Origin of the sequence: Parasphingorhabdus cellanae, from assembly GCF_017498565.1 — a bacterium.
Taxonomy (GTDB): domain Bacteria; phylum Pseudomonadota; class Alphaproteobacteria; order Sphingomonadales; family Sphingomonadaceae; genus Parasphingorhabdus; species Parasphingorhabdus cellanae.
The window spans coordinates 919,260-931,265 of sequence record NZ_CP071794.1 but is presented as its reverse complement, the minus strand read 5'-3'; the positions used below and the strand labels follow the sequence as shown (position 1 = coordinate 931,265).

General features: G+C 53.1%; 8 protein-coding genes and 1 tRNA gene. 1 reads left to right on the top strand and 8 read right to left on the bottom strand.

The features are described from left to right. The 8 genes from J4G78_RS04665 to J4G78_RS04630 form a co-directional block, all read right to left on the bottom strand. On the bottom strand, positions 1-942 hold the full coding sequence (locus J4G78_RS04665; RefSeq protein ID WP_207988916.1) for an alpha-E domain-containing protein: 942 nt from the start codon (positions 940-942) through the stop codon (positions 1-3). 4 nt (positions 943-946) lie between these two features. Beyond that, positions 947-2,344, bottom strand: a complete 1,398-nt coding sequence (locus J4G78_RS04660) for a circularly permuted type 2 ATP-grasp protein (protein WP_207988914.1) — start codon at positions 2,342-2,344, stop codon at positions 947-949. 394 nt (positions 2,345-2,738) lie between these two features. Then, positions 2,739-5,852, bottom strand: coding sequence for a valine--tRNA ligase (locus tag J4G78_RS04655; RefSeq protein WP_207988912.1), 3,114 nt, complete (start codon positions 5,850-5,852; stop codon positions 2,739-2,741). A gap of 151 nt (positions 5,853-6,003) precedes the next feature. Next, positions 6,004-6,672: an enoyl-CoA hydratase/isomerase family protein gene (locus J4G78_RS04650; protein WP_207988910.1), complete on the bottom strand. Its 669-nt coding sequence runs from the start codon at positions 6,670-6,672 to the stop codon at positions 6,004-6,006. Then, on the bottom strand, positions 6,669-8,762 hold the full coding sequence (locus J4G78_RS04645) for a S9 family peptidase (protein WP_207988908.1): 2,094 nt from the start codon (positions 8,760-8,762) through the stop codon (positions 6,669-6,671). Before J4G78_RS04645 ends, J4G78_RS04650 begins: the two co-directional genes overlap by 4 nt. A 54-nt stretch (positions 8,763-8,816) precedes the next feature. Then, entirely contained in the window at positions 8,817-9,389 is a 573-nt protein-coding gene (locus J4G78_RS04640) for a DUF2497 domain-containing protein (RefSeq protein WP_207988906.1), read from the bottom strand. Positions 9,390-9,485: 96 nt separating this feature from the next. Continuing rightward, on the bottom strand, positions 9,486-10,973 hold the full coding sequence (locus J4G78_RS04635; RefSeq protein ID WP_207988904.1) for a TolC family outer membrane protein: 1,488 nt from the start codon (positions 10,971-10,973) through the stop codon (positions 9,486-9,488). A gap of 42 nt (positions 10,974-11,015) precedes the next feature. After that, entirely contained in the window at positions 11,016-11,669 is a 654-nt protein-coding gene (locus tag J4G78_RS04630) for a protein-L-isoaspartate O-methyltransferase family protein (RefSeq protein WP_243457224.1), read from the bottom strand. Positions 11,670-11,906: 237 nt separating this feature from the next. Here J4G78_RS04630 and J4G78_RS04625 point away from each other — a divergent pair. Further along, positions 11,907-11,980: transfer RNA gene (locus tag J4G78_RS04625), tRNA-Cys, on the top strand. The last annotated feature ends 26 nt before the right edge of the window (positions 11,981-12,006 follow it).

The window sequence follows — 12,006 nt, the reverse complement described above, 5'->3', positions numbered from 1 at the left end:
TTATCCTTGAAACCTGTAATCACGCTCAATTTGCGCGCCTAAGCTACTGTTGTTGAATAAAAATCCTTCGATATATTCGTGAAGCCCTTCTTCAAAAATCTCGCCAATCTGCCCTGTTTTCAATTTCTGGTGGACCATGTTGGCCAAGCGGCAGGATTCATGTTCGACACCATATTCTTCCTGTAAAAAACCGAGACTTTCATCGACCTGCTGTGCGCAATAAGCCAGCGAGCGGGGCATTTGCCGATGCAGGATGAGAAACTCTGCGATATTGGCCGGGCTAATCTGATCACCATTTAACCAGCGATAGGCCCGTTGTGCGGATACCGATCGCAAGATGGTTTCCCATTGAACATTGTCTAGTGATGATCCGATTTTGGCGATTGAAGGTAACAACAGATAATATTTTACGTCCAAAATACGCGCGGTATTGTCGGCCCGTTCCATGAATGTACCAAGCTGCGTAAAATGAAATCCGTCGTTGCGCAGCATCGTTCCGTGAGTTGCTCCTCGAACCAGAGCGTTTTGTTTGCGAATAATGCTGAGCGCATCAGGTAGGTCTTTCTCCGGAACCGGTTGATCAAGCAATTCCTTGAGTGTGATCCAACCTTCGTTGGTCGCTTCCCATACTTCCCGCGTAAGTGCAGTCCGGACGAGCCGCGCATTGTCCCGTGCGGCTTTCATGATTGATATAACACTGGAGGGATTGGCGAGATCGCGGAGCAGAAAGTCGATCACTTTTTTCGATTCATAAGTGCCATGTAGGGCCTCATAATCAGTAACCGAGCCAGCGGTCTTGAGCACCGACTTCCATTCTTCGGACGCGCTTGCCGAGCGGGTTAAAGCAATACGAAATCCGGCATCTAACAATCGTGCGTTATTCTCACTACGTTCTAGATACCGAAACATCCAAAAGAGGCCGCCTGCAGTTTTGCCTAGCATTGCGCTACTCCTCCAGCACCCAGGTGTCCTTGGTGCCTCCGCCTTGGCTTGAATTCACGACCAGAGATCCTTCGGACATCGCGACGCGGGTCAAACCGCCTGCTGTGATGTCAATTCGGTCTGGCGACATCAAGACAAAGGGCCGGAGATCAACATGACGCGGGGCCAGGCCCTTCTCTGTGAAAATCGGCACCGTCGACAGCGCCAAAGTGGGCTGCGCTATATAATTGGTTGGTCGCTCGATCAGTTTCTTCCGAAATTCTTCGACTTCTGCCTTGCTCGCTGCCGGCCCAACAAGCATCCCGTAACCGCCGGACCCGTGCACTTCCTTGACGACCAGGGCAGCAAGGTTGTCGAGCACATATTGCAATTGCTGTGGATCAGAACAACGAAATGTTTCAACATTGTTCAATAGTGGTTTTTCGCCGGTATAAAATTCGACGATTTCCGGCATGTATGAATAAAGGGCTTTGTCATCGGCGATACCGGTTCCCGGAGCATTGGCTATGGTAATGCCACCTGACCTAAAGACGTCCATAATACCAGGGACGCCAAGCATTGAGTCGGGATTGAAATTGAGCGGATCGAGATATTCATCATCAACCCGTCTATAGAGCACATCAATTGCAGTATAGCCCTGTGTCGTCCGCATCGCGATCCGGCCATCGACGACCCGCAGATCGTGTCCTTCGACCAACTCCGCTCCCATCTGGTCTGCAAGAAAGCTGTGCTCAAAATAGGCGGAGTTGTGGATGCCGGGTGTCAGCACGGCAACCACTGGCTTGCCTTCACATTTCGTTGGCGCGCAAGCCCCCAGTGACCGGCGCAAATTTGTGGGATAATTACTGACTTGTTGAATAGGAATCCGCGAGAATAGTTCCGGAAACATTTGCAGCATCGTCTCGCGATTTTCTAGCATATAGGAAACGCCTGACGGTGTGCGCGCATTGTCTTCTAAAACAAAAAACTCATCCGGACCGGTGCGTACAATATCCGTGCCGACAATATGCGTGTAAATATCACCAGGCGGATCAACACCGACCATTTGTGGCAAGAATGCCTCATTGTTGGCGATGAGTTCGAACGGAACCCTTCCAGCCCGCAAGATTTCCTGGCGATGATATATATCATGCAGGAAAGCATTCAGCGCACTAACGCGCTGTTCAATACCGCGGGATAGTTTGCGCCATTCCCGTGCCGAGATAACCCGCGGCACGACGTCAAAGGGGATAAGCCGCTCATCTGCTTCGTCGGTACCGTAAACATTGAATGTAATACCGGTTTTGCGAAAAAAGGCTTCGGCCTGTCCAGCCTTGCGCTGAATACGAGCCGGGTCTTCACCCTGAAACCATTCGTTATAGTCAAGATATGGTTCTCTAACCGACTCAGTTTCTCCGAGCATTTCATCAAAAAATTTAATAGGTCACCCCAATCCGTCTAACGCTATGATAAACGCTTAGCCAGCACCCTAGCGCAACATAGGAAAAAGACCAGTGATCAAAATTGATACAGTTTAACAGGCCGCGAAACTCGCGAAACGCAACCAGCCAAGCGGCCCCTTCAAAGACCATTGCCAATATCAAGACGACATAGGTCTATTCGGGTGATTGAACAGGCTGAGGGTCACTGATGCTATGGATGCCCTCTTAGATGGAAATTCCCGAGCCCACGGCAAAGATCAGGATCGCCACGACAAAGAGTTAGGCATCAAGTATGTGTACGTCTCTGCGCATATTTAAATATTGTCCGCTTTTTGCGCCTACAGACGACCTTAAGCCGCCTTTTGTGTGGGATCGTCATCCCAGCCGATCCAGCGCCGCCTGCAAGCGTTCGGCTTCTGCGGTTTTATCGGCCAAGTCTGCGCGGGCTTTTTCAACCGCCTCCGGTTTGGCTTTCTCGACAAAATTGGCGTTGCCTAAACGGCCTTGGAGCGACTTAGCTTCCTTCGATACACCTTCCAGCGCCTTGCCCAGACGCGCTTTTTCGGCATCAATATCGATCACCCCATCGAGCGGAACAGAGTATGTCACGTTATCTACAATCAATTGAAAAGCTGCGCTTTTGCCTGAATCATATTTTGTGCGATCAATGTCTTCACCTGACGCCAGTTGAAATGCCGTCCCAGTTAGAGCGAATTCAACAACATCTACTCGACCCAGCCTAGAGATCATATTCCCGAAGTTACGAAATTTCTCCACTAGATCGACCCTTTGACCATCGACTACTTCTTCACCATCAAACTTTTGATCATTGTGAACGATCAGATCAGTGCGAACTCCTGGCGAAACGTTCATTTCAGTCCGATTTGATCTGAGCTGAGTAATGAGATGAATGAGCCAGTCGACTTCCGCCTTGGCGTCAGCATCGATTTCCGCCTTTGGCTCCGGCCATTTCGCGACGATCAGGTCATAGTTCCGGCCACCGGTTTCGGAAGCCATGCTGTGCCATAACTCTTCGGTAATGAATGGCATGAACGGGTGCAGCATCACAATGATCTGGTCCAGCACCCAACCCGCAACGGCGCGGGTTTCGTCAACCTCCCTCTCCCCTTCAGGGGAGAGGGCCGGGGAGAGGGGGGTATCGGAAGCGTCGTGAGTCTCCCCCTCTCCCAACCCTCTCCCCTGAAGGGGCGAGGGCTTTTCAGCCTGACTTAGAATCGGTTTGATCAGTTCGAGATACCAGTCGCAGAACCGGTCCCAGGTGAAATGATAAATGGTGTTGGCCGCCGCATCAAAGCGCAAATCGCCCAGCGCTTTGTCGAGCGTGGCCAGCGTTTCGGACACCTCGGAAATGATCCAACGGTTGACCGGAAGCTTGGCCTCCGGTGCGCGCAGAGTCTGGCTCGCGCCAATGCCGTTCACTTCGCAGAAGCGCGAGGCATTCCATAGCTTGGTCGCAAAGTTTCGATAGCCCTCGACCCGCTTGTCATCCATTTTAATGTCGCGGCCCTGGCTTTCCATTGCCGCCATGAAGAAGCGCAACGCATCCGCACCATATTGGTCGATCAAGCCGAGCGGATCGACCACATTGCCCTTGGACTTGGACATTTTCGAACCATCTTCGGCGCGCACCAGCCCGTGCAGATAGAGCCGCTTCCACGGCACATCCTTCATAAACTGTATGCCCTGCATGGCCATCCGCGCGTCCCAGAAGAACAGGATGTCAAAGCCGGAGATCAGCAGGTCGTTGGGGTAGTGGCGTTCGAGGTCCGAGCCGGGGCGGGGGACTAAACTGCGCTCAGGCTGAGCTTGTCGAAGCCCGGTATTGGACCCTTCGACAGGCTCAGGGTGAGCGCCGCCTTCGACCATATCTTCCGGCCAGCCGAGCGTGCCGAACGGCCAGAGAGCAGAAGAGAACCAGGTATCGAGCACATCGGGATCGCGGGTCAAATTGACAAAGTCAGCCGATATCCCATCAGGAATACCATCAATCGCTATCTCATATTTGTCGGGATAATAGGCTCTGGCTTCCCGAATAATTTCTTCTTCGCTGCCACCAACGAAAATCTTTTCGTTATTCTGTTGCGCAACCCCGTCTTCAATCGTTGGACCGAACCAAGCCGGTATCCGGTGCCCCCACCACAGCTGGCGCGACACGCACCAAGGCTGGATATTTTCCATCCAGTTGAACCAGGTCTTTTCCCAGGTCTTGGGAACAATCTCGATGCTGCCATCGCGCACGGCTTTAATCGCAGGCTGTGCCAGCGTCTCGGCATCGACATACCATTGATCGGTCAGCCACGGTTCAATAACTACGCCGCCGCGATCACCAAAAGGTGTCGCAATGGTACGCGGTTCGGCATCATGCTCTTGCGTCTCGCCATCTTTGTTTTTGGTGACGTGCGGGATCAGGCAGTCGAGTTCCTTCATCCGCTGCACCACCAGTTCGCGTGCGCCATCGACGCCATCTTTCTTGAACCGGTGGAGGCCGATAAATTCTTCCGGAATCAGCCCGTCAGCGCTTTGGCAAACATTGGCTTCACCATCCAGCATGTTGAGCATCTCGCTCGCCGCAAAACCGGCGCGTTTTCCGACCTCGAAATCGTTGAAATCATGGCCCGGTGTAATTTTCACCGCACCGCTGCCCAGTTCCGGATCGGCATGCTCGTCCGCCACGACCTTGAAACGGCGTCCGGTAATCGGCTGCTCAATCTCTTTGCCGATGACGCTTTGATAGCGCTCGTCACTCGGGTGCACGGCCACCGCCATATCGGCCAGCATCGTTTCGGGCCGGGTGGTGGCGACTTCGATATAGTCCTGGCCCCTAAAATCTGGGTGGTCCAGTGTCACACCATCAGCCAGCGGATATTTGAAATGCCAGAAGCTGCCTTTTGTATCGACAGTCTCCACTTCCAGATCGGAAATCGCGGTTTTCAACGCCGGGTCCCAGTTCACCAATCGCTTGTCGCGATAGATCAGGCCATCCTTATAAAGATCGACAAACACCTTGAGCACGGCTGCGTTCATGCCATCGTCCATGGTGAAGCGCTCGTTGGACCAGTCCATCGAACAGCCGAGACGGCGGAGCTGTCCGGTGATCGCACCGCCGGATTCCTCTTTCCATTCCCAGACTTTTTCGACAAATTCTTCGCGCGTATAGTTGGTGCGTTTGTCCTGCCGTTCCTCCATCTGCCGCTCGACAACCATCTGGGTCGCAATGCCCGCATGGTCCATGCCGACAACCCAAAGCGCATCCTTGCCCTTCAGCCGTTCGTGGCGGATGATGATATCCTGCAACGTATTGTCGAGCGCGTGACCAATGTGCAAACTTCCCGTGACATTGGGCGGCGGATTGACGATCGTAAACGGCTCTGCATCGCCGCGTTCAGGGCGAAACTGGCCGGATTTTTCCCAATGTGCATACCAGCGCGCTTCAATGGCCGCCGGGTCGAAGTTTTTATCTAATGTCATGCGCTGCCTTTGCCAGCGGTTTTAGCAAGGGGCAACCGTCAAATCGCCCAAAATTCGTCATGCTGAACTTGATTCAGCATCCAGATTGTTGGTCGTGACAGTCACCCTAGATCCTGAATCAAGTTCAGGATGACAGGGGTAAAACCAAAACCTATCCCAATATCGCGTCAATTTCGGCATTGGCCTTCGCGCGCAGCTGGCGCTTGCAGGCGGCAAAACCGGGCTGCGCATTGAGCTCCTTTGCCTTTGCTACGGATTTTTCGATCAAATCGCCAGGCATCAGTGTTGCTTCGACCATGCCAGCGCCAATCGCTTCATTGGGTTTCAGCAACATGCTCGACAGCGCCAGGCGCCGCCGCCACGACGGTTCCAGCCAGTGATCCAATATTGCCTGCGGGACGGGCGGGAAGGGCAGGCCCGCCTTAGCCTCGGGCAGGCCGATTTTGTAGTTGCCAGAGGCAGCGTAAATCCAGTCAGCGCACAGCATCATGATCCCGCCAGCACCAATCGCATTGCCATTGACCGCGCAAACAAACGCGCAGGGCAGGCGGTGGAGCGATGCGGCATAGGCGTTAATGGCGGCAATCGCTTGTTCTTGACCCGCTTCATCCAGCGCGGCCGCGATCTTGGTGTCCATGCCGCAGGTGAAATGTTCGCCCGCTCCCGTGAGCACAACGCCACCTTTGGGGTTGTCCTGCGTGAACTTCCGGAACACTTCCGTGCCCTCGTTGAGTAACTCGGTCGACAATGTATTGCGCGGCGCATTGGTGAGGGTGACGATGACGGTGTCGCCGTCCGTTTCAGTGGGAAAAAAGCTCATTTGCTTTCGCTTTCCTTCGTCCAGCGGGCCATCCAGTCAAACACATTATTATGCCATTGCACGCTATTCTTGCCCTTTAGCACCCAGTGGTTTTCATCGGGGAAAATCAACAGTTTGGAAGGGATGTTTCGTTCTTGCGCATAGGTGAACGGCATCAGCGATTGGGTATAGGGAATGCGGAAATCCTTCTCCCCGTGAATGAACAGGGTCGGTGTTTTCCACTTGTCGATATGCTGGATTGGGTTCCATTTCTCCGGATTGGGCCGCTCCCACCAGGGACCGCCATGATCCCACTGATCGAACCACAGCTCCTCGGTCGAGAAAGCAAAGCTGCGCAGATCGAATATCCCGGCATGGTTGATGATACAGTCGAACTGGTCCGGCCATTGGCCCGCAATCCAGTTCATCATATAGCCGCCATAGGATGCCCCCAAAGCACAGGATCGTGTCCCGTCAATCTGCTTGTCAATTTTCAGCGCCGCTGCATGGCCAAGTTTCAGATCTTCAAGCGGTTTACCGCCCCAGTCCTGATTGATGCTGTCCATAAATTCCTGACCATAGCCCGCCGAGCCATGGAAATCGATGGTGACCACAGCATAGCCCTGCGATGCCATTACCTTGGGATTCCAACGGGTTGACCAGCTATCGCCAAAGCTGCCCTGCGGTCCGCCATGAACCAGAAACGCCATTGGTAGCTTGCCCTTCGCTCCTTCTGGCTTGATGATCTGACCCCAGACCTCTGCGCCTTCCGCGCCCTTGAAACTAAACCGTTCCACGGCAACTTCGTCAATTTCCGCCAATGCATTGCCATTGATATTGGTAAGCTGCGTCACTGTCCCATCAGCAGCCCGGCGATAAATATCATCCGGGGCCTGCAGGCTCTTCTTGGTGAAGATCATCGATCCATCTTCAAGCGGCGTGATATTGCCGACACTGCCCTTGTCGGTTAGGCGAGTGACTTTGCCATCGTCTATATTAACACGAAAGGCAGCATAATCGAGAATCTCCGAAGCGGTGACGATCAAAGCTCGGCTGTCGGGCGTCCACGTAATGGAGCTGACCGAGCGATCCCAGTCTCCCGTCAGCACAAGCGGCTCTTTTTCGCCCTTACGGAGCAGCTTGACCACTTTACGGTCGCTTTCATAACCTGGCCGTTCCATTGCCGCCCATGCCAGCCATTCATCATCTGGCGAGAAAGCGGGGAGGGTGTCGGTGGCATCGCCATTGCCTGGCATCGGATTGGGCTCGCCGCTGGAAAGCGCAACCCCATAAATATCCAGATCGGTTGACTTCGGTTCATTGCGGTCTGCCTTACGCAGGGTAAAGGCCAAGCCTTTTCCGTTTGGTGACCAGGAGATTTCTTCTCCGCCGCCAAAGGGTTTTGACGGACTATCGCCGATCAGATCACCGTCCATTGGGGTGCCGTTGCCGGCCAATTTGCCTTCCTGCAAGTCAAAGGCAAAAATGCGGCTGTAATTGCCGGGTGTTTCCCAACTTGACCAATGGCGCACGAACAATTCTTCATATTCTCGCCCGGTACCCGGCCCAGGTAGCGCACGGTTACCGTCTCCGCCCTCTGTTGCATCACATCCGAATGTCGGGCAGCCTTTGGCAACATCGCCCCAAATCGCTACTTTATCGCCTTTTGGAGACAGTTTGAAACCGGCAATATCGGCTTTCAGATCACTTGCCTGAACAGGTTCACCTTCTTGGCCGCCAGTCGTAAGATTAATCATCCATAGCTGCTCGGTTTCATTAACATCCGACAGATAATAGAGCGACTTTCCATCCGCTGAAAACGCTGGACTATGTTCACTCGCATCTGCTTGATCAGCAATGCGGACCGGTGTTGCATTTGCTGTGGTCAGGTCCAGCAAATAGAGCGCGGATGATCGCTCGTAGCTTTGCCTATCGGTTTCGGTGACGCCGAAAGCCAGTGATTTTTCATCAGGCGAGACTGCTACAGAGCCAACTCTTTTCAGGGTCGCGAGATCTTCTGCCGTCATGGGTCTGGCGGAGGCGATGGAGGTGGAAAATACGGTCCCTGCAAGCAGCAGAGCCAATGATGAAGCGCGAGAGATAGTTTTCATGCCCACCGGTGTAGCATGTCGCTCGGGCAAGGCAATTGGATTAGCGCGGTTGTCTTACTGGTCGCTAATCCGCTGAATTTCGCGTGCCACCATTTCCTCGACAAGCTTAGGAAGGTTTTCATCCAGCCATTCTTTTAGCATTGGCCGCATGAGATCACGAGTAAGGTCTTCTAAGGAGGTGCCATTGGCTGGCTTTGTCGGCGGCGCTGTGGAGCCGGAATCCTCCATGGCAACCAATGCTGACAGAGACTGACGCATCGAATCGAGCTTTTTATCATTGATCAACCGCTCTTCTTTGCGACGATCACCAAAAACACCTTGAGCGGATGATGGCTTATTGTCTTTGACCTCATTGGTCAGTTCCAGAACGCCATCATCATCGCTTGTTGTTTTCGCGGTAGCCTTTTTAACTTCACCGCTTTTGATCGCTATATTTTTTGGCAGCGGCGCGATCGGGGTGACATTATCAGCAACGGTCTTAAGGCGCGGTGAGACATTTTTGCGTTCTGCAATATCTTCATTCTTCTCAGTCGGACGATCTGTTTCGATCGCCTTATCTTCAGCGATAATGCGCTTAATCGATGATAGAATTTCTTCCATGGACGATTCTTTATTTTGTTCCGCCATTTACAAAACCTCTAGACTCAAAAAGTTAAAGCTACGCGTGATCACATTCTCTTAGCGCAGTTGCTATAAGGTCGGCAACCATTTGCCAGTTGATCGTTATTCGCGTCCTTTGGCTTCTGGCAAGGGTTCGATGTCAGCGGTTTGTGCAGGCGTGTCAACGGTCCGTGTCGCCTGCGGTTCAGGGTTCGGGTCAGACTGAAAATCGTAAAACTGGTTCTTTACCCGGTCATAATTGACCTGGGGATCATAAAGTGGACCACCGTCTAGGCCCAGGTCACGCGCTTCTGCGCGGCCCATGGCCGCCAGCAGGGTGAAGCCTGCAACATAGCTGTTGCGCCGCGCCGTTACCAGTTGCACTTGCGCATTAAGCAACTCTTGCTCTGCGTTCAAAATGTCTAGGATGGTCCGGTTGCCCACGCTATTTTCTGCTCGAACGCCTTCCAGAGACAAAGCACTGGCAGCGACCGCCCGCTCCGATGACTGGATCACCCGTTCGGATGCTCGCCAACTGGAATAGGCGGCACGGGTTTGTGCGATGATGTTGCGCTCCGTTGCAATGACTTGCTCATAAGCCTGACCAGATCTCGCCTGGGCTTGGCGTATCTGTGCTGCCGGACGTCCGCCTTGATAGATCGGAATGGTCAGGCGTACACCGGCTTCTGCATTGGATTGTTCTTGCGACGCCCGCGGACCTAGTCGCGGATCCGCCGGTAAATCGGGATCACGGCGGTCCAGCGTGTTCAGAAAGTTTATATAAGTGCCTTGCAAATATGCTTCGAGGGTTGGTTTGACAGCACCGCGCGCCCGTTTAATATCAAACTCTGTGGCAGCACTTCGTTCCTTCGCTGCCAAGAGGTCAGGATTGAATTGCAAAGCAATGTCCACCGCTTCATCCGGCGCTTTTGGCAAATTTGGTAAAGGGGGAGGAGATTGTAGTTCGCCAGGAACTTGCCCAACCAAAGCAATGTAATTTTCTTTACTGGCAATCAGATTGGCACGCGCGGATTCCAATTCGCCTTTTGCAATCTCTAGCCGCGATTCGGACTGGGCCACATCGGTACGGGTGAGGTCACCAATTTCAAAACGATCGCTGGTGGCCTCCAGATTGACAGCTAGAACACCAACATTGGCGCGATTAAGCCGTACGACGGCTTCATCGCGCATCACGTCCATATAGGCTGCGACCACGTTGCTGAACAGGCTAGCCTCGGTTCCCCGCAAATCATACTGGCCAGCAGCAACACGAGTTTTGGCTGCCCGAACGGCATTTTTAACTCTGCCGCCCGAGTATACCGGCACACTTACGTCGCCACCCGCCGTGACCCGCCGAAGAGGAGCCGTAAAGCTAATCGCATTGCGGAGAAAATCCTCCTGAAAGCCAAACTGGGAACCTGCACTTGGTCGTCCATCTGCTTTGGCTATTGGCACATTTTCGTCTTCTGCGCGTTGCGCTGCCTGAGCACCAGACAATGTCGGATTGGTTTTATAGGCCGCTACAAACGCCTCGCGAAGCGTGTCAGCCTGAGCCGGAGTAGAGATGGCCGCAATGGCGACCGCGCTAAGCAACAATCTGCGCTTACTCATTGAAAAACCTCTCCCAGGGAATTTTCGCAGAAACACTGCATATTAGAAATTGAAACTCTTGGCTTGTTCGAAGCCGGGTAGAGTAACGCCGCCGCAATCTGCGAAATATTGATAGCCAATAGTATCGCCCACCTTGTGTCCGATCGCCAGTCGTGCGACGCCATCGTCCATAATTGCTCCAACCAAGCGGCCTTCAGGCGCCAATTGCTTGACCAAATTCGCTGGAATCGTGTCGACAACTCCATCGATTATGATCACAGAGTAAGGGCTTTGATCGGCGAAACCATCGGCATGGTCGGTCTTCTCAACTTGTACATTATCCAGATCGTTTAGATTGGCTTTCGCTTTAGTGGCCAGTTTCGAGGATTGCTCCACGGCGACGACTGATCCCGCCAACTGCGCGACAACCGCGGCAGTGTAACCTGTCGCTGCCCCAATCAAAAGAACCTTATCATCCTTGGTCAATTCTGCGCTATTCAGTAGCCGACCGGTTGCAAGCGGCGCGTTAAGGGCCCGTCCATCACCAATTTGTACACCGCGATCAGAATAGGCAACATTGCGCGATGCCGCAGGAACGAAATTTTCCCGCGCAACATGGCTCATCGCCGCGATCACGCGAGGATCGCTGACATCAGTTGTTCGTAGCTGGCTGACCACCATGGCCTTACGCATTTCGGTAAAATTCTCGTGACCCACTATACTACCTTCAATTTATTTATCTTAGCCTATGCCACCCCTGTATTATTTAGGCAATACAGTATGGATATTTTTCGACCGCTTGTAGCCATACTTATTGATGTCGCCAAGACGGATTCCCGTGATTTTCCGATTATGACTAGATTTATGCCAGGATATTAACTGTTCACGAAGCAGGGTTCGTATCAACTTTGGGTTGACATTGCCGGAAAAGCGACGCAATTGCGCCCCCTCTCCGGCCCGATGGCGGAGTGGTGACGCAGCGGATTGCAAATCCGTGTACGCCGGTTCGATTCCGGCTCGGGCCTCCAGACATTTGGTCCAATGTCTGAATCCA

What these genes read in the sequence shown, in the direction of transcription:
- J4G78_RS04640 (WP_207988906.1), bottom strand. Translation starts at nt 9,389, where the DNA reads ATGGCGGAACAAAATAAAGAATCGTCCATGGAAGAAATTCTATCATCG.
- J4G78_RS04655 (WP_207988912.1), bottom strand. Translation starts at nt 5,852, where the DNA reads ATGACATTAGATAAAAACTTCGACCCGGCGGCCATTGAAGCGCGCTGG.
- J4G78_RS04645 (WP_207988908.1), bottom strand. Translation starts at nt 8,762, where the DNA reads ATGAAAACTATCTCTCGCGCTTCATCATTGGCTCTGCTGCTTGCAGGG.
- J4G78_RS04650 (WP_207988910.1), bottom strand. Translation starts at nt 6,672, where the DNA reads ATGAGCTTTTTTCCCACTGAAACGGACGGCGACACCGTCATCGTCACC.
- J4G78_RS04660 (WP_207988914.1), bottom strand. Translation starts at nt 2,344, where the DNA reads ATGCTCGGAGAAACTGAGTCGGTTAGAGAACCATATCTTGACTATAAC.
- J4G78_RS04665 (WP_207988916.1), bottom strand. Translation starts at nt 942, where the DNA reads ATGCTAGGCAAAACTGCAGGCGGCCTCTTTTGGATGTTTCGGTATCTA.
- J4G78_RS04635 (WP_207988904.1), bottom strand. Translation starts at nt 10,973, where the DNA reads ATGAGTAAGCGCAGATTGTTGCTTAGCGCGGTCGCCATTGCGGCCATC.